The following is a 16,800-nucleotide window of genomic DNA, read 5'->3' on the forward strand; positions in this document are numbered from 1 at the left end:
ATTAATCCCCTCTTAGTGCTTTTTTCATGCCACTAAACTTACTATCCAAAAACCCCAGTGACATTTGATATTCGAGGGCATTTTGCATAAAGGCAGATTGTTCCTGTTGAATATCAACAGTATTACCATCACCAGTATCAGGTTGATTTGGAACACGAAATTTAACATATTGGCCCGTTAATTCCGCTAAACCAAAGTGCCGTTCATGATCTGTGATATCGAGATGATTACGCTGTTGCTGTTGGCTACGAGCGGCTTGCATCGCAGCAGAAAAATCGACATCACGGGCTTTATAATGTGGCGTATCGGCATTTGCGATATTACTTGAAATCACTTCAGCCCGTTCAGCACGTATGCCTAAAGTGTATTGATGCACACCCAATGCATTATCGAAATTGATCGCCATAAAATTGCCTCCATAGTGTCACTCGCAGGAATAAAGCAATTCATGTGCCAAAAAGAAGATAATAGCGGTAAACAGTGGTGGCAGGTAAAAATAGCGGCAAAAAATTACCGACATAAGTCGGTAATTTTCAATTAAATAAGCTAGTTAAGTCTTTTTCTGATAATAAATCCCAGGATTACAACGCACCATATCAAACTCATCGGTTAAGCCTGCAATCGATTCTGAAGCCCCTAAAAACAAAATCCCTTTTGGATTAAGAGCGGCAGCAAATTGCCGCAAAATTTTGGCTTTTGCCTCTGGCGCAAAGTAAATTAGCACGTTACGGCAAAAAATAATGTCAAATTTACCTAGCAAAGTATAACTTTCAAGCAGGTTATGAGCTCTAAAGTTAACGAGTCGCTTAACATTATCCTTCAGCTTCATATTGCCAGAAGGTAATGCATCAAAAAACTGACGCTTACGCTCATCCGATAAGCCCCTTGCTAAAGCTAAGCTGTCATATTCAGCATTTTTACAACGCTCTAGCATTGAGGGAGATAAATCTGTTGCTTGAATTGTTGCACCGCCAGCAAGGGCACCCGGTTTTTTCTGCTGATATTCCAAAATGGTCATCGCCAATGAGTAAGGCTCTTGCCCAGATGAGCAAGCTGCAGACCAAATTTTCAATGGACGACCTAAGCGGCTGTACTCTGGAAGTAAAACATTATTTAGCAATTCAAATGGGTAACGATCACGAAACCATAAAGTTTCATTTGTCGTCATTGCATCGATAACCTCAGCCCTCAGAGCTCGCTCTGTCGGTTTCATCGAGTGCTTAACCACATCAGATAATGATGGCAGATTATATTTCCCCATCAAAGGGGCAAGACGGCTACGTACTAGATATTGCTTATTTTCACCCAGTACGATGCCGCTATGTTGCTCTAGGAACAACCTAAATTGATTATACTCAGCTTCAGCAAGTGACTTATTTGGCACATTCACGTCCTAGATCCTATCGCTAGCGAGCACCAAAAACAGTGCAAAACTAAAATGTTATAAGGGGCTGATTATAGCGCAAAGCTCAACTCGGCACTAACCCCCCAACGCTATCATTTATAAACTTAAATGCTTGTTCACTGCTGCTGCTAATTCATCTGGGTTAAACTTTGCAATAAAATCATTAGCCCCTACTTTTTGCACCATAGCTTGGTTAAACACCCCACTGAGTGATGTATGCAACACCACTTTAATATGTTTAAGCTTTGGATCATCGCGGATTTCAGCCGTTAAGGTATAACCATCCATTTCAGGCATTTCAATGTCAGAGATAATTAATGGAATTTCATCTGCAACATTATCCATTTCACTGGCAATAGCCTTTAACTTATCGAGGGCCTCACGACCATCTTTCGCCGTATCTATCTGCAAATTTAAGGACTCTAAGGAGCGAATGATTTGCTTACGTGCGACAGCGGAATCATCGATAACCATAATATGGTAATGCTGCGTACGGTCGATGGTTAGTTGCTCATTGAGTTCTTCACTAATCGCCGTTTTTACCGGTGAGATTTCATCTAAGATTTTTTCTACATCTAAAATCTCAACCAATTCCCCCTCAATTTCAGTCACCGCTGTAAGATAAGAATAACGACCGGCACCTTGAGGAGGAGGCATTATAGCCTCCCAGTTCATGTTAATAATCCGCTCAACAGAACTGACTAAAAAGCCCTGCACACTTCGGTTATATTCAGAAATAATAATGAAGCAATTTTCAGTACTCGTTAAGGGACGACCACCAGTCGCCGCACTGAGGTCAATAACTGAAATTGTTGTACCTCGAATATGTGCAACCCCCTTCACATTGGCGTTAAGTTTAGGCAAAGTCGTCAGCGGCGGACACTGCAGTACCTCTTTCACCTTAAACACGTTTATCCCGAATCGCTGACGACCATTTAACTTAAATAGCAAAAGCTCTAAACGGTTTTGGCCAACGAGCTGAGTTCGTTTGTTGACTGAATCAAGAATACTCGACATAACTCTGCCTTGTTGTTCTGTTTATGTACGACCCTAAGACTCGTATGAGTATAGGCATATAAATTGCTTACGTCTTACTATCGATAAACATAGTTGAAACTGAGTCAATCTTCTGACATGGATATTTCTGTTGATTTTGGTTATCAGCTTCTCACTTGATAAAAGTATAGGTGCATTCTGGCATTACAAGCTAGTCTCTTCATTATGAAAGTAAATTTAGTCTGTTTTTTGAGTTTTTTCACCCTACTGTTACCCGCGACTGCGAGTACAGAGCCTGTTGCCCCCACCATATCGGCGATATCCGAATTAGCTAAAGCCCTTATTAATGAAAAGATTTCCATACCGGCAAAGGCTAAAGTAGACATAACACCTCAGAATATTGACGCTCGCATGTTACCATCCCAGTGCACATCACCGATAAAAGTTGAAATGGCGAGTGATCGCGACATTAGTCGCAATAATACGATTAAAGTCAGTTGTCATACTCCTGAACTTGCCTACCCTTGGCAAATATTTATCTCAGTTAGAGTCGATATTTTATTTCCTGTCGTGGTTACTACAGAAATTCTGGCACCTGGCGATAGAATCAATGCTAGCCAAATTGAAGTAAGATATATTGAACAAAATAGTTTACGCGGACAACAATTTGACGACCCAAGTCAACTCGAAGGCACACGCGTAAAACGTCGAATTGCAAAGGAATCTCCTATTTTTGCCAACAACCTGTGTTTTGTGTGTAAGAATGACGCAATCTCTATTTATGTACGTTCTCCTTCATTTATGTTAAAAACAGCAGGAGAGGCCTTACAAGATGGAAATATTGGTGAGCAAATTAGAGTTAAAAATAGCAGTTCAAACAAACAACTAGATGCAATAGTCATAGGCATTGGCGAAGTCGAAGTTAGAATGTAAAATAATCTAAAGCTTTTCTGTAAGCTGCCGATACCAGTTAAGCAATCCCGTATACACGACGCTGGAGCCTAAAATGGCAATTGATATAAGCAAACTCAACACCGGAACGACGTCTCAAACCCGTTCTGGCGCAACTAAAGTCAGCAGTGAACAATCTGCTCAAGTAGCGACAAAATCGACTCCATCGCAAAAAGGCGACTCTGTAGTCATTACGGCTCAAGCTCAGCAGCTACAAGGAGCTCAGACTAAAATGGCGAGTCTACCCGAAGTTGACCAAAAGAAAGTGGCTGAAATTAAACAAGCCATTGCCGAAGGTCGATATAAAATTGATCCCGAAAAACTGGCCGCCAATATTGCTAGTTTTGAAGCCGAATTAAGTGATCTTAATAAAGAGTAACTATGACAGAAGTAGCTAAACTGGTTGATCAGCAACACGCCCATTTGGCTGTTCTAAAGCAAATTATACTCAAAGAAAAAGGCGCTTTGGTTGACCAAAACGCCGATTTGCTGTTGTCACTCGCAAATGAAAAATCACAATGCCTCAAAGCGCTTAAGGCCAATGATGAATTGCTGGCCAACCATAGCGACCAATCTCAGCTCACGCAGCAACCTCACCTTAGCCATAAAATGGCAGAAGTTAAGCTGGCATTGGTCGAATGCAAAGAGCTAAATGAGCAAAATGCCAGTTTAATCGACATGAATTTAGCGAGTTTAAATCGCTTTGCTCAAGCTCTACAAGCAAGTCGTAACGCCACTAGCTTGACCTATAACGATAAAGGTAAAACCTCAACAATCTCAAGTTTAGGTAATGATTTAAAAGCTTAATCTCTATTTCAGCTAGTATCTCTCGCAAAATAATCGCTTGCAAAATCAATAAACTAAAAAACCGCGCAAATGCGCGGTCGATGTGTTTATAAGAAAGGGATTGATACGAAAGATTGACGTTTTACGGTGATATAGGACAAAACTTTTCCCACAGGATCTTTTCAACACAAACGCTCAATCACAACAGAGATCCAGCTAAAAAGTTCAGCTGACATGCACTTACCTTCATGCACGCAACTCCTCATTTGAGTAGCATAACTCCGCTTTTTGCTTCGCGATCAAAAGCTCCAAAAGCGTTAGTATTTTAGATGCAAAAATTTGCCAAAGTGAAATCAATATTTGGGTATGACATGCCTAAAAATACGTGACTTCTTTAACTTTTTGTGGACGGTTTTGTTGTTGATAAAGAGCCCAAACTTGAGAAAAATCAAGTTCTAACTCAGTAACATAATGCTCACCAGCTGGATAGCTTTTTACCACTTTAGCCCCGCGAATAACGCCAGATACTGAAGCCTTTACATTATCATCCGTTAACATCCAATCACTCACACTGCTATTCGCCGTGATCTTTTGACCATAAACTTGTTCCGCCAATTCACGATAAGCCACTATTTTTGACGCTTGCATCGCCATTAACACTCTTTGCGATTGTTCCTTAGCAGGCTGTGTCGCTAATGGCGCATAACCTATAGCTGTTAATTTGGGAAAACTGGGTGGAGGCACATCTTCCCACTGTACATATCTGTCTTTTGTCACACAACCGCTAAACAAAAGTGTTGCAACGAGTAAAAGGTAATGTTTCATTTTCCATCTCCCAACACACGAACCTCATTCATGCCTGAACTTGATTGCCTATATAAAATACCATTCTGTGAGACCACTTGTTCTGATGCCTGCATATAATTGGCCATTTCTTTTTGGGTAACATAAGTTTGAGACGCAGAAACCACGCGATTGTTACTGATATTCACGATACGTGTATTGATTGCCATGCCATTTGTTGTGGGGCTCATCGTCGATACGACTAAATGTTCAACGGGGAGATTGTTTGATAACTTTTGCCAATCCCGCGTCAAAATAAAGTCACCACTTGTCGTCACCCTTAAACCATCACCAAGGTTTAAATCTACAACATTAAATTGAAAGCTATGCAGTGATGTCATTAATCCTTGCTGTAACTGTTGTGCCATTGCATTAGTGTTGTTCATATCCCCCACCAACACAGGTGTTGTAACTACTATGGGTTGATCTGAACGGAGTGCATCATTTTGTTTAACTAACTCTGTGACAATTCGCTGAGCTAAATGATTAATCGTCGATGTTGGCGGCAAGCCATTGCCATCAACTAAGCTAGGTTTCGGAGGCACAACGGATTTAGCAACGCATCCACCTAACACTATTAGGATTAAGGGAATAATGACACGTTTTAACATTGGGCAGACCTCGTCTAAAGGAATTCTTGGCCATTTAAATGATAATTAGGCCACAGCTACAACACAGGAAATATCAAATGCAAATACCAGACCAAGACAGCAAATTGCCATTGGGATTATATCCATAGCTACTTTATCGGCAGTCATTAGTAAAACTTTATCTAAAGTCCCCTTTCAATAAGGCATGAAACTTGCTTTCTAGTCTAATAGCGTTGTCTGTCAGTAAACTGGCTAAATTAACAATCTCGTCATTCGTGATGGCACAGCATTAAGGACTGAATTGATGCACATATTAAGATCCGCTTCTATCATTAGTTTGAGCCTTACTTTACTTTCAATGTCTGTACAGGCTGAATGGATCGAAGCCAGTGGTGAGGCCATGATTATTAATGGCAATATAGCCCAAGCTAGGGAAGAAGCCATCAATCAGGCAGTAAGTTATGCAACGCTTAATACAGGCATAAGAATATCCAGCGAACAACAAACAACTAATGGCAATCTCACCCAAAGCAGCTTTGCGATAAATAGAAATGCCCAAGCAATCAGCATTCAACTGGTCAATGAGCGGATCCAAGGCCAAAGAATATATGTTTCCCTACGACTTGATCTGAATGAAGACCCTACGCAGCAATGTCCGAATGGGCAATTAAAAGCGGCTATTTTAATACCTCAAGCGCAAATAAAAGATCGCACCCAGCTTAGATACGGTCAACTCTCAGGGTTTGAAGAAATTATCTCCGAAAAATTGAGCCATAATATCGATAGCTATTCATCTACGAGTTTTAGCCACCTACATGCTAAAGAAAGACTCGATATTACCCAAGATTTAGTCGATATTCGAGGATATAGGCTACCAAATTGGTTGAGCGAAATAACCGACAGCCAATATATTCTTCAGCCACAAATTATTGATATTTCGACAGATCCAGTTAAATCAACCTTCCTCGGCATCTGGGATGAAGCCCCACAAAGACAATTTCAATTCAAACTTAATCTCTACCACGGGATCAGTGGAGAAGAAGTATGGAGTAAAAGTTACAGTACCTCTGCCCCATGGGAGTTTGAAGAACAAGCCGTAGTATCGCCTAATAGTGAAAGGTTTTGGCGCTCGGCATATGGCAGAAATATCAATCAATTAATGCAGCAAGCTACTCAAGATTTGGATAGCACACTCAACTGCCGCCCTTTACTCGGGCAAGTAGTGAGTCGCCAAGCTGATAGGATAATATTAAATTTAGGCAGAAAACATGGCATTCGTGTTAACGATAAATTCCAAGTAGTATTACAACAGAACTTGCCAGACAGACTCAATGAAATGCGTCCTGTCGCGACAAAAAGTCGCGCCACAGTCAAAATTGAACAAGTCAGTGAAGAAAGCTCAACCGCGGTGCTTGTAGACCAAAATGCTGTCTACAACGTACAGATAAACGACATCGCGATTAAGATTTAAGCAACTAAATCATAAGCCTTTTAATCACAGATAAAACCAGTATAATCACTCTCGTCTCTTCATAGCTCAACAGGATAGAGCAGCCGCCTCCTAAGCGGCCGATCGGGGTTCGAGTCCCTGTGGAGAGACCAGATAGTGATGTCGGTGATATCAAATAACAAAAGCTTCCGAGGAAACGGAATGACTGAACTATTTGCCAATAATCTACATATTATTACTAAACGCTGGCCGATTGTGGCTGCTGCGATCAAAAGCCAATCAATAGATCAACTTAATGCCCATCTTGTCATAGGCCGCGATCAAACCATTAGTGTAAATGGTATTCAGCTCAGTAGTCGTCACGACCGCATCGCTGAAGCACAACTTTTTATCAACACCCTTCCCCCAAATGCTCGCCAAGTAACAGTTTATGGGGTGGGTATGGGTGATGTACCTAGCGTATTGATTGAAAACTCTCACTATACTCGCATTGAAGTATGCATTTTAAATTTGGCAGTATTCGCGTTATTACTTTGTTATACCGATCAGAGAGAGTGGCTAGATCATCCAAATCTGACCTTACACGAACAAGCAGGAAAAACACTGAGTTTTCCATATATTGCAATAACTCCTGAACTCAATTTAGTTAGCAATGAAAATGCTATTATTCGTGATTTGATCATCTTTGAACTAAATCGCCACTATGTCAATCAAAAGCATATCAACGATATGAGAGTTGAATCTCGATTTAAGGCCAATATAAAAAATATAGAAAATGATCCAAGCGCGAATTTGCTAATCATGCAACATAGCAACCCACAGTGTTTTGTCATCGCATCAGGCCCAACCCTTGAAGATCACTATGATTATCTCTTTAAACAACGCCAGTTACCTGAAAGCATAAGACCATTAATGATTGCAGCAGATACTGCACTAAGAGGCTTAATAAATCATGGGATCTACCCAGACATAGTGATTAGTATAGATATAAATATTCGCCTTGACCATTTACCTATAGAAGAGACAGATAACATCTCATTGGTATACTTTCCTAAATTGGCACCTGAAGTAGTAGAAAAATGGAAAGGAAAAAAATATTGTGCTTACTCAAAGCATAAGCAATACGACGCTTTGGCTAATTCTCACCCTAAACTTCGTTTATATACTAATGGTAGTGTTATTCATCCAATTATAGATTTAGCAATTTATTTAGGCGCTTATGAAATATCAATGTTTGGTTGTGACTTTTGCTACACCAAAAATAAAACTCATGCATTTTGGCCTGATGGTTCATTAGGACCAAAAATAAATAATGCTAAACATTGGATCCTGAATGGACGAGGAAAAAGAGTACCAACAGACTTGAATTTTAGAGGTTATTTACGTAGTTTAGAAAATTACATTAAGACCAAGCCTAATGTGAAATTTTATCAATCAAGCCTTGAAGGTGCACGAATTCAGGGGACACAGTTTAAGGACTTTAATAGATGAATTATGAACTAAGATTGCAAGAGCTAATCGATAAACTAATTAACACTGCACATCATTTCAGGCTAGGACAAGAAGCTGATGGTTCAAAAAAACTAAGAGAATGCCTAAATATAATTGAGCCTATTATTGAAACATTAGATGCGGATGCTAAAAGTCAAATATTTAAAATAATCCCTCCAATGCTAACTGCCCAAGAAAATCAGGACTGGTTATCACTAGCGGACTTCCTTGAATATGAAATCCCCATTTTATTACAAAAGCAACCCATTCGAGCAGAGTTTTCAACTTAAAAGCAGATAGAAATAACTATCTACTTTTAATATTCCATCTTAAAAAGATCACCAAGAACGACAAAATAGAATAGCTTGTTCTAGATCATCTTTAGTATCAACTTCCCTTAATACGATCTCTTTTGAAGGAAGTGGTAAAGTTAACTCTATTGATTCAAAAACATAACCATCTATTTTTGTCAAGAAGTTACTAGGCGCGACAAAAACATTTGCCCACTCATACTCTTCACCTTGATAATTTCGATTAAAATAGGTGACAGATTCGCCTTCCAACCCAACGTATACAGCTTGTTCACTATTTGCTTTTGCCACCCCTATTAAAACATCAACAGAGCTTGCACTCTTAAGAAAAGCTAGCATACTATTTTTTTCAACTAATAGATCACCATCTATATATAATGTTTTCCCTACTAAATTTTTAGCTCCTTGATAATAACTATAAGCTGTATTAGTCGTTGCATAATCAGGATTTCTTGCAATAATAACATTACGGTGATAAACAGAACAATATTCAACAACCATTTCTTCACGATAACCAACAACTACAACTATATTTTTGCAATAGCTATCAAGTAAATTAATCAACCTTGATAAGAGATTTGCTCCTTCAATATCAATCATACATTTCGGAATGCCAAGACCAATTCTCGCTCCCATACCTGCAGCTGCAATCACAACATTTTCAATAAGTTGCATAAAGAATCCCCACTATGAACAATATAATTTGCTAAATTTACGAGTGATTTAGGAGGGTGATGAATCGCCCCAAATGCAATTTTTATATCTGACTCGAGAAACATCGGAACATCATTCATTCCGTCACCAACAGCAATAACCCTGTCAAATCCCATTGCTCTGATATTTTTTATCGCTTCAGATTTAACTAAGACTTTATCAAGTTTGATATAACCATCACTATATTGAGCAGATGATGAATAATAATTACACTCAAACTTATCTAGTAAAGGCTTAATCCAAAGGTCAATATTGCCGGTTACAATAAAACATTGCTCACGATTGTCTTTTATAAATTTTAATAATTTTAAGTCTAATGGTACTTCATCTATAATTGAGTTAATTCTCTCAATTGAAACTGTTGATAACAATAATACTCTCAATTTAAAAGATGAGATAAAATCTATCACACCGTCCATAGTTAGCTTTGTCAATAATGCCATTTCCTCAGAAATATTTAATTCTGAAGCAATACATGGTAAAATCTCTAAAGTAGTTAATGTGCTATCTAAATCAAAACAATATGCTGTCTTCATTTATTAAACCTATCTTTGGTAAATATAGTATTTTTGCTTAGTATCACTTCGGTTAGATAAAGCAGCACTATGCACATCACCACTTTCTTTTAAGCTAAATCCTGAATGATTAAAAACACTATCAATCATTTCAAACAATTCTAATTCAGTTCTATAAATCGCATTATATTCTTGCTCCATATCATCTGAAAAATGTTCGATAATGGATAATCTTTGTGCAACACCAATTGGTTCTCTAAAAGCAATTAAAGCCTTCTCGGACATAAGATGAAGTAAAATATCTAAATAAACTTTTAATTCTTCGTCATTCATGTAGATCATTACACCAAATGATAAAGCATGAGTGCATATTCCTTTAAAACCTTTACTTAATATTTTCCTTTCCCAAAGAGGTGAAACAAAAAAATGCGCATTTTTATAACTTTTAAATTTTTTACTGGCAATCTCAATAAATCCGTTAGAAATATCTGCACCATAGTATTGCCCACAATAGGGAATAATTTCTTGTGCCCAGCGCCCTGTACCACAACCAGCATCAAAAACGATACTGCTTTGGTCAATTCCAAGTTTTGGGAGTAACAATTTTTTTTCAATGATATCTCGATTTATTGCTAATTCAGGATTTTTATCCTGATAAATAACAGCACTTAAATCCCCAACCACTGCTGATTTTCTCGCCCTATCCTCAAAGAACTTTACAACATTATCGTAGGATAGTTTTAATTTATCGTCGCCATAAATCCTAGCCATAATTTTCTCCTACATTTATGAATATAAAGTCCACTCTTTGTTGGCAACACACCAACTACCGTATACTCTTGTCAAATATTGATCATACTTATTGGGTACTGGTAAAGAAATTCCTTTTACATTCAAAAAGTCAACTGCAACATAATGCTCAGTATTATAACGCTCAACCCTATCCATGACTTCCAAACACACAAAATTAGAGAAGTTAAATTTGATAAATACATCAATATCGAGAATCACATTATCACGATTACAAGATATAAAAACTCTTGAATGCTCACATTCAACACCTTTTATCAGCTCAATTTTAACATCACATCCAATAGTGGAGGATATATGTTCAGATATAACAGAAAAACTATTAATCAAATAACCTTTATTCTCATCTAAAATGCAAAAATCAAGATCGGAATCCCATGAAATTAAATCATTATCCCTTACAAGCCCAAGTAACGTCCCATAATCCAACCAATATCGAATATTTAATTTACTCATTAATTCAGAAAAACTAAAAATAAAATCCCAAGCTAAAGAGTATAAAACCTGATCGGAAAACCGATTAGGCTTTAAGTAATATTGAGGTAATACAATAATACGCTCTTGGCTTATATTATATTGCCCCAATTGCGCTAAGATTGACTTAGAGTATCCACTTGCAATAAGTATTTTGTCAAAAATCAAATCACAATTCAATTTTTCAGGAGCATAAATAGGAGTATCATCTAAAAAGGTATTGTGCTTTTTTAGATCATTGTCGACAATAGCGCTAATATTACATCCTTCAAGCTTTAATAATGAAAGTGCATTTTCTCCGCCGCCGCCAGCACCAAATAAAATACAAACTCCTGAATATTTAACCATGGTTCCCCCAATTACATTTTTTCCGGCTACAAGAATGTAAGATATCGATCCCATCCCAATACCAATCAAATGCAAGTGCTTGGCCAGGTTTAACAACACGATCAACACGCCCAACAATACAACTTAACTCATCGCGACATTGTGCAAGTGACTCACCTAAATAGACACAAGTCTGAATATCCCAATAAGTATTGCTAATCGCCTGCCAATTTGGCATAACACTCTCAGTTAATAAGCCTGGGCCTGTATAATCTAAAATGGTCGGTTTTTGATGAGAAAATACGCTTACACCTTTGTAGCACGTTAACTCTTGAGATTGAACAATTGCAGCATTCATTTGGCTTTGAACTAAACGTTCCATTACCAAACTAGAATTAAGCCCAAAAGTATAAAATGTCTCTTCTAATAGCCTTTGTTTTACTGCAATATCAGGCTGCCCAATCCAAACTAGCATCGTGGGTGACGAGCAAGCTTTTTGATCGAATAACGTACAGTCTTGTTTAAATTCACTCACTAAACTTGCCCATGTATCAGTATCCAATGTTGATACCCATTGACTATCGATAATCGCCATCGAACGACGGTCAGGAAATACCAATTCTTGAGCAGTAGCTGATAATCCAAGCTGTCTAATCGCACGGATTGTTTTGTCTCCTCCCCATATCACTCTCAGATGACATTCTTCGCTAAACCATTTGGTTATTTCATCATTATGCTGGTAGCGGATAAAACGGGTTCGCTCTGCTATTGGGCTCCAACGCGACTCTAGTAACATTGCAGAGAGTAGTTCCAACATTATCTCTTGAGTGGGGTGTTTACGTGAAGATAATCGGATAATGCTCGAATTTCCCATTAACAAGGCCATTATCCAAGAATAAAATGCTATTGTCGGGACGTTAGATGGTACCAAATGAAAAACCATTCCAAGTGGCGCACGACCTGATAAGCGAAGGACCTGTTGTTCAACTTGCCGTGGACGTAACCAAAAACCAAAAGCCGCTAGCTCTGGTACCATCCGATATTGCTGTTGAAGACGTTGTGATAAATCCGCTAAAAACTCTCTAATAACAGGCGCAAAACAGGCTAAAGGGACAGGATTAAATCGAGTCCCGGTTTGTCCTCTAAGTAAATGTTCGACTTCAGGAGCATCTAAAGCTTGGTTTATTGAAATGTATCGCTGCATCCCCTGACCTCTGCGCCTTTTTGACGTCCAATCACTTCAAAATACTGTCCCTTACGACCACAGCAACAATTATCAATCCCAATTATTCGCCCAATATCTTCTGTTAATAGTGAATGTCCTGGGTAACTTTTAGGGATTGCCGAAAGCACTTGTATTAGCCCCTCTTTGCCTATGGGTAAAGGGGCTAAGGTCGTAGGCTCTCTGATTATCACATCTGAATAAAGTGGAGCATGTAAATGGCCCGATTCACACTCGACAAAAATTGAACCTATTTGCTCAGCCATCCCATAAAAATTATGGACTTTAGCAATACCTAACCATTCGCTACATTGCATTTTAAATGTCGCATTATCAACTGCCTTATGTTGCAACTTTTTCCATCCGCCACTGTGAAATAATATTCCTTGTTCAAAAGATAATTTGTGTCCTCTTTTTTTTATTTGTTCTAAAAAGTGTTCCCATACCATAAAGGTAAAACCAAATAAAATGATGGGTTGATTTGAATACCGTTCACAAAAAGCATCTATGGTTTTCCAATCTGGTTGCATATTGCTATCTAGAGCATAGGTATGATCTCGACCGAGAAATGATAGGCCAACAGCGCCAGCTCCTCTGGCCGAAAAATCATTTCTATTTTGTACGAGTGATGTTTTTTCAATCAACAGCATTGGCAGTCGCTGTTTTCCGATAAACTCTTGAAGGATCTTAACCAATACTTTTGTCTGTAACGAAGCCGTTTCTCTATCAAGCACTATTTGAGATGCAGCCCCCGTAGTCCCTGATGAACTGATCATTTTGAATATTTTCGCATCGGGAATACTTTGTAACTTCATCAACTTAAAAAGTCGGCAAGCAAGATAAGGTAGCTGGGCATAATCCTCACTATGTCCCCAGTGAAATGCTCTTAATATATTAGCAAAGCTAGGACAGTTGACCTCGTGATGAGAGGTCAGCTTATTCAATTCAGCTAATAACAGCGCTTCCTTCTCAACCTGTGGCAAAGCGAATATGGAGTGATCCCAAAGCCAATTCATGATGATGACTCCAATAATTGCGGCAGCGTATTATAGTCAATCTTAAGATTTGAAGTTCGAGGCAAAACAGGAACAAGGATGAACTTAATCACGTTAATAGGAATACGTAACCAGAGTGAAAGTTGTTTTTTCACAGCATCTATATCTTGATCCGTTGGCTCATATGCGATCAGCAACTCATCATCTTTATTAAGGCAAGCAGTAATAATAGATTTATTTTCGAGAAATGTTTCAATGTCTACAAGGTTAGTACGTTTACCGAAAAGTTTGATAAAACGTTTTAAACGCCCACAAAGGTAATAGCGTCCCTCTGTATCACAATAAGCAACATCTCCAGTAGCTAACTCTTTATATTCAGCGCCCTTGGCAAGATCGAACTCACTTTCGGCATAACCCATCATCACGTTTGGTCCACGGTAGATAAGCTCACCTTGCCCTTCCGCTAATCCGTCAATTGGTTTTAAATTAAATTCACCGCCAGGAATGGGACGACCGATAGAATTGGGATGCTCAACGATTTCATTTTCAGCTATCCAAGCCATTCTTGGAGCTGCCTCGGTTTGACCGTACATAATAAAAAAGCGTTTATGTCGTTTCAAAGCTTCGGTAGCAAAGTGCCGCGCTAATTCGGAATCAAGCCGACCGCCTGCTTGCGTCATAGTGCGAAGACATGGGTAGCTCGACCAGTCAAACTTCAATTTATTTAATGTTTGATAGGTAAAAGGGACCCCCGCAAAACTAGTTACCTCCAAGTTACTAAGCAAGGACCAAAACTGGCGATCCATTGTGCTATATTCGCTTTGAACTAACGCGGCACCAACGGCAAGATGACTATTGAGAACAGAAAGACCATAAGAGTAAAAGAATGGCAAACTTGTAATTGCCCGCTCATCTTGATTTATCTGTAAATACTCAGCAATTGCTAGCGCGTTACTTTGGAGGTTTTTGTGAGATAAGCGTACCCATTTAAATGCACCGGTACTTCCGGAGGTTGGCAATAGCAAAGCAAGAGAAGGATGCAACCTAGCCTGAGTTGTTTTACTTTTTGTCAACTCATGCAACATACCGGACTCATCAATCCAGGCATTAACACCATAATTATCAATGGTCAATTGCCGCTGCTCGTGACTCATCAATGGGTCAGCAAGCATGAGGGGATGTCCCAGTCTTAAAGCGACAATGTAATGAAGAACGTGTGAAAGACGATTAAAAAAAGGTAAGTAAATTAAGCATTTTGAGCTTGGATAAGTCTGCTGAAGCTGGAGCGCTTTCTGATGAATATCGCCATATGTCAGCCAACCGAGCTGAGGTTCCCACCACGCTAAGTTTGGATTATCAGCTTTTATATGTGACAACATTTTAGTGACGCCACACCCTTGAAGGCAGATATTCAAATAAGCATCCCCCCATCAACACCTATCACCTGACCCGTGACATAACTTGCCATATTAGAGGCCAAAAATGCTGCTACATCAGCAACTTCGCTAGCAAAACCAGCTCTTCCCATGGCTATACTTTGCAAACGGCTTTCATAGGTATTTTCGTTTAATATCTTAACGAGATCAGTTTCAATAAACCCCGGCGCAATGGCATTAACTCGGATTTGTTTACTCGCTAACTCTTTAGCTAAAGATTGAGTAATACCTATCACCGCAGCTTTGCTTCCTGCATAAACAGATTGTCCCGCATTTCCAACTCTTCCCATGATAGAGGCAATATTGATAACTGATCCGGAACCTGCTCGCTCCATTAATCTGGCAGCATACTGAGTACAATAAATCACACTATAAGTGTTAGTTGAAAAACTTCGTTCAAGCTGCTGATGAGTCACCATACCGAGCAAAGCATCATCCATAATGCCAGCATTATTAACAAGTGCATCTAATGTTTTGGTTTGCTTAAATAAATACTGAAATCCTGCTTTTACGGCAAGTGGATCCGATACATCAAAGCATAACGCGTGGCAGTCTGTACCATACTTAGAAACAATTTCAACTCTTACCTGCTCAATTTTGTTTGAATCGAGGCCATTTATCCATAATTCAGCACCTTGCTGAGCAAATTTATGGGCAATAGCTAGGCCGATACCACGATTGGCACCAGTTACTAATGCTTTTTTACCTCGTAATAGTGACATTATGAATTAACGCCATATTTAGCGAGTATCACCCTCGCTTTACCAACACTACTCATATCGATAATGTCATCAGTATCTAAAAGTACGTCATAAGCATCCTCTAGCTGAGCAATTAATCCCATGTGTGCCACGCTATCCCATTCGGGTACAGAGTTGTAGGCTAATTCATCATGGATCTTTTCAATATCGAGCCCTAATGCGTTTGAAAAGAGTACTTCTAATCTGGTCATCTAAAAAATCTCCGCAATTTTTCACGTGCAATAAAATAATCACTTGGAAGTAATTCTAATGCGATAAAATCTTGTTTATTCAACAATACTTGATAGCCTAACTGCTGATTGAGCCTTAAAGCAGAGTGGTTATCGGTTTTCACTAATGTTCTTATCGCCTTGATTTGTAAAGTTTCAAACCCAAAATCTAATTGTGACAATGCAGCTGCTACCGCAAGCATTGGGTGACGTACTGGTGACGGACCTAAATAAATTCCTGCGTCAGCAAGATCTTGCCCAAATAATTCACCAGAAATATTCCCCTTTAAATTGACATAGCCTGCTCGTTGTCCTTTACACCATAAAACCCAATGCTGTTGGTCATTCCGATATTGAATACTTTCAAACCAGTTGCGTTGTTGATTCGGTGATATATAGTCCGTTTGCATCATCTGTAAACGAATATCATCTCGATTACGCCAACGTCTAAGTAGCGGTAAATCACACATTTCGACAGCGCGAAGTTCTACACCATAATTATTCAATTTAATTC

General features: G+C 38.9%; 21 protein-coding genes and 1 tRNA gene. 7 read left to right on the plus strand and 15 right to left on the minus strand.

Features of this window, described 5'->3' with window-relative positions:
• Position 1: 1 nt before the first annotated feature.
• The 3 genes from flgB to JEZ96_RS13070 all read right to left on the minus strand — a co-directional run bounded on the left by flgB (position 2) and on the right by JEZ96_RS13070 (position 2,422).
• The gene (flgB, locus tag JEZ96_RS13060) at positions 2–406 is read right to left on the minus strand and encodes a flagellar basal body rod protein FlgB (RefSeq protein ID WP_011919623.1); all 405 of its coding nucleotides are present in this window, start codon (positions 404–406) and stop codon (positions 2–4) included.
• 144 nt (positions 407–550) lie between these two features.
• Complete coding sequence (locus JEZ96_RS13065; protein ID WP_011919624.1) at positions 551–1,390, minus strand: CheR family methyltransferase; 840 nt, start codon at positions 1,388–1,390, stop codon at positions 551–553.
• 111 nt (positions 1,391–1,501) lie between these two features.
• Positions 1,502–2,422, minus strand: coding sequence for a chemotaxis protein CheV (locus JEZ96_RS13070; protein ID WP_011788750.1), 921 nt, complete (start codon positions 2,420–2,422; stop codon positions 1,502–1,504).
• Between the two features lie 204 nt (positions 2,423–2,626).
• Here JEZ96_RS13070 and flgA point away from each other — a divergent pair, with 204 nt between their 5' ends.
• The 3 genes from flgA (at position 2,627) to JEZ96_RS13085 (ending at position 4,159) form a co-directional block, all read left to right on the plus strand.
• Positions 2,627–3,334, plus strand: coding sequence for a flagellar basal body P-ring formation chaperone FlgA (flgA, locus tag JEZ96_RS13075; RefSeq protein ID WP_011788749.1), 708 nt, complete (start codon positions 2,627–2,629; stop codon positions 3,332–3,334).
• Between the two features lie 73 nt (positions 3,335–3,407).
• Entirely contained in the window at positions 3,408–3,731 is a 324-nt protein-coding gene (flgM, locus tag JEZ96_RS13080; protein ID WP_011919625.1) for a flagellar biosynthesis anti-sigma factor FlgM, read from the plus strand.
• Positions 3,732–3,733: 2 nt separating this feature from the next.
• Positions 3,734–4,159, plus strand: coding sequence for a flagella synthesis protein FlgN (locus tag JEZ96_RS13085; RefSeq protein ID WP_011919626.1), 426 nt, complete (start codon positions 3,734–3,736; stop codon positions 4,157–4,159).
• 354 nt (positions 4,160–4,513) lie between these two features.
• Here the strand turns inward: JEZ96_RS13085 and JEZ96_RS13090 are convergent, their stop codons facing one another.
• Positions 4,514–4,963 (minus strand): LPP20 family lipoprotein, encoded by a 450-nt coding sequence (locus JEZ96_RS13090; protein ID WP_061783056.1) that lies wholly within the window; start codon positions 4,961–4,963, stop codon positions 4,514–4,516.
• A complete protein-coding gene (locus tag JEZ96_RS13095; RefSeq protein WP_061783055.1) occupies positions 4,960–5,592 on the minus strand; it encodes a FlgO family outer membrane protein in 633 nt (210 codons plus the stop codon). Before JEZ96_RS13095 ends, JEZ96_RS13090 begins: the two co-directional genes overlap by 4 nt.
• A 283-nt stretch (positions 5,593–5,875) precedes the next feature.
• Here JEZ96_RS13095 and JEZ96_RS13100 point away from each other — a divergent pair, with 283 nt between their 5' ends.
• The 4 genes from JEZ96_RS13100 to JEZ96_RS13115 all read left to right on the plus strand — a co-directional run bounded on the left by JEZ96_RS13100 (position 5,876) and on the right by JEZ96_RS13115 (position 8,802).
• A complete protein-coding gene (locus JEZ96_RS13100) occupies positions 5,876–7,042 on the plus strand; it encodes a flagellar assembly protein FlgT (RefSeq protein WP_011788744.1) in 1,167 nt (388 codons plus the stop codon).
• 55 nt (positions 7,043–7,097) lie between these two features.
• Positions 7,098–7,173, plus strand: a tRNA-Arg gene (locus JEZ96_RS13105).
• 49 nt (positions 7,174–7,222) lie between these two features.
• The gene (locus JEZ96_RS13110) at positions 7,223–8,512 is read left to right on the plus strand and encodes a motility associated factor glycosyltransferase family protein (RefSeq protein ID WP_011788743.1); all 1,290 of its coding nucleotides are present in this window, start codon (positions 7,223–7,225) and stop codon (positions 8,510–8,512) included.
• A complete protein-coding gene (locus tag JEZ96_RS13115) occupies positions 8,509–8,802 on the plus strand; it encodes a hypothetical protein (protein WP_011788742.1) in 294 nt (97 codons plus the stop codon). The genes JEZ96_RS13110 and JEZ96_RS13115 overlap by 4 nt, the downstream gene beginning before the upstream one ends.
• 48 nt (positions 8,803–8,850) lie before the next feature.
• On the opposite strand, the gene JEZ96_RS13120 is transcribed toward JEZ96_RS13115, so the two are convergent.
• From JEZ96_RS13120 to JEZ96_RS13165, 10 genes are read right to left on the minus strand one after another with little or no spacing between them, the layout of a single operon-like run.
• On the minus strand, positions 8,851–9,498 hold the full coding sequence (locus JEZ96_RS13120; protein ID WP_227498148.1) for an NTP transferase domain-containing protein: 648 nt from the start codon (positions 9,496–9,498) through the stop codon (positions 8,851–8,853).
• Complete coding sequence (locus tag JEZ96_RS13125) at positions 9,474–10,073, minus strand: HAD-IB family phosphatase (RefSeq protein WP_025008397.1); 600 nt, start codon at positions 10,071–10,073, stop codon at positions 9,474–9,476. The genes JEZ96_RS13120 and JEZ96_RS13125 overlap by 25 nt, the downstream gene beginning before the upstream one ends.
• A 9-nt stretch (positions 10,074–10,082) precedes the next feature.
• The gene (locus JEZ96_RS13130) at positions 10,083–10,823 is read right to left on the minus strand and encodes a class I SAM-dependent methyltransferase (RefSeq protein ID WP_011788739.1); all 741 of its coding nucleotides are present in this window, start codon (positions 10,821–10,823) and stop codon (positions 10,083–10,085) included.
• A 15-nt stretch (positions 10,824–10,838) separates the two neighbouring features.
• The gene (locus tag JEZ96_RS13135; RefSeq protein WP_011788738.1) at positions 10,839–11,684 is read right to left on the minus strand and encodes a LicD family protein; all 846 of its coding nucleotides are present in this window, start codon (positions 11,682–11,684) and stop codon (positions 10,839–10,841) included.
• Positions 11,677–12,867, minus strand: coding sequence for an acyl-CoA reductase (locus JEZ96_RS13140; RefSeq protein ID WP_011788737.1), 1,191 nt, complete (start codon positions 12,865–12,867; stop codon positions 11,677–11,679). Before JEZ96_RS13140 ends, JEZ96_RS13135 begins: the two co-directional genes overlap by 8 nt.
• The gene (locus JEZ96_RS13145) at positions 12,846–13,901 is read right to left on the minus strand and encodes a LuxE/PaaK family acyltransferase (protein WP_011788736.1); all 1,056 of its coding nucleotides are present in this window, start codon (positions 13,899–13,901) and stop codon (positions 12,846–12,848) included. The genes JEZ96_RS13140 and JEZ96_RS13145 overlap by 22 nt, the downstream gene beginning before the upstream one ends.
• On the minus strand, positions 13,898–15,259 hold the full coding sequence (locus JEZ96_RS13150; RefSeq protein ID WP_011788735.1) for an AMP-binding protein: 1,362 nt from the start codon (positions 15,257–15,259) through the stop codon (positions 13,898–13,900). Before JEZ96_RS13150 ends, JEZ96_RS13145 begins: the two co-directional genes overlap by 4 nt.
• A 32-nt stretch (positions 15,260–15,291) precedes the next feature.
• The gene (locus tag JEZ96_RS13155; RefSeq protein ID WP_011788734.1) at positions 15,292–16,038 is read right to left on the minus strand and encodes an SDR family NAD(P)-dependent oxidoreductase; all 747 of its coding nucleotides are present in this window, start codon (positions 16,036–16,038) and stop codon (positions 15,292–15,294) included.
• The gene (locus JEZ96_RS13160) at positions 16,038–16,268 is read right to left on the minus strand and encodes an acyl carrier protein (RefSeq protein WP_011788733.1); all 231 of its coding nucleotides are present in this window, start codon (positions 16,266–16,268) and stop codon (positions 16,038–16,040) included. The genes JEZ96_RS13155 and JEZ96_RS13160 overlap by 1 nt, the downstream gene beginning before the upstream one ends.
• Positions 16,265–16,792, minus strand: a complete 528-nt coding sequence (locus JEZ96_RS13165; protein WP_227498147.1) for a GNAT family N-acetyltransferase — start codon at positions 16,790–16,792, stop codon at positions 16,265–16,267. Before JEZ96_RS13165 ends, JEZ96_RS13160 begins: the two co-directional genes overlap by 4 nt.
• Positions 16,793–16,800 lie beyond the last annotated feature (8 nt).

Source organism: Shewanella putrefaciens (assembly GCF_016406325.1).
Taxonomy (GTDB): domain Bacteria; phylum Pseudomonadota; class Gammaproteobacteria; order Enterobacterales; family Shewanellaceae; genus Shewanella; species Shewanella putrefaciens.

Coding starts and splice junctions, on each gene's coding strand:
- JEZ96_RS13100 (WP_011788744.1), top strand. CDS start 5,876: ATGCACATATTAAGATCCGCTTCTATCATTAGTTTGAGCCTTACTTTA.
- JEZ96_RS13130 (WP_011788739.1), bottom strand. CDS start 10,823: ATGGCTAGGATTTATGGCGACGATAAATTAAAACTATCCTACGATAAT.
- JEZ96_RS13090 (WP_061783056.1), bottom strand. CDS start 4,963: ATGAAACATTACCTTTTACTCGTTGCAACACTTTTGTTTAGCGGTTGT.
- JEZ96_RS13085 (WP_011919626.1), top strand. CDS start 3,734: ATGACAGAAGTAGCTAAACTGGTTGATCAGCAACACGCCCATTTGGCT.
- JEZ96_RS13145 (WP_011788736.1), bottom strand. CDS start 13,901: ATGAATTGGCTTTGGGATCACTCCATATTCGCTTTGCCACAGGTTGAG.
- JEZ96_RS13120 (WP_227498148.1), bottom strand. CDS start 9,498: ATGCAACTTATTGAAAATGTTGTGATTGCAGCTGCAGGTATGGGAGCG.
- JEZ96_RS13095 (WP_061783055.1), bottom strand. CDS start 5,592: ATGTTAAAACGTGTCATTATTCCCTTAATCCTAATAGTGTTAGGTGGA.
- JEZ96_RS13150 (WP_011788735.1), bottom strand. CDS start 15,259: ATGTTGTCACATATAAAAGCTGATAATCCAAACTTAGCGTGGTGGGAA.
- flgA (WP_011788749.1), top strand. CDS start 2,627: ATGAAAGTAAATTTAGTCTGTTTTTTGAGTTTTTTCACCCTACTGTTA.
- JEZ96_RS13155 (WP_011788734.1), bottom strand. CDS start 16,038: ATGTCACTATTACGAGGTAAAAAAGCATTAGTAACTGGTGCCAATCGT.
- JEZ96_RS13070 (WP_011788750.1), bottom strand. CDS start 2,422: ATGTCGAGTATTCTTGATTCAGTCAACAAACGAACTCAGCTCGTTGGC.
- flgB (WP_011919623.1), bottom strand. CDS start 406: ATGGCGATCAATTTCGATAATGCATTGGGTGTGCATCAATACACTTTA.
- JEZ96_RS13160 (WP_011788733.1), bottom strand. CDS start 16,268: ATGACCAGATTAGAAGTACTCTTTTCAAACGCATTAGGGCTCGATATT.
- JEZ96_RS13125 (WP_025008397.1), bottom strand. CDS start 10,073: ATGAAGACAGCATATTGTTTTGATTTAGATAGCACATTAACTACTTTA.
- JEZ96_RS13135 (WP_011788738.1), bottom strand. CDS start 11,684: ATGGTTAAATATTCAGGAGTTTGTATTTTATTTGGTGCTGGCGGCGGC.
- JEZ96_RS13115 (WP_011788742.1), top strand. CDS start 8,509: ATGAATTATGAACTAAGATTGCAAGAGCTAATCGATAAACTAATTAAC.
- JEZ96_RS13140 (WP_011788737.1), bottom strand. CDS start 12,867: ATGCAGCGATACATTTCAATAAACCAAGCTTTAGATGCTCCTGAAGTC.
- flgM (WP_011919625.1), top strand. CDS start 3,408: ATGGCAATTGATATAAGCAAACTCAACACCGGAACGACGTCTCAAACC.
- JEZ96_RS13110 (WP_011788743.1), top strand. CDS start 7,223: ATGACTGAACTATTTGCCAATAATCTACATATTATTACTAAACGCTGG.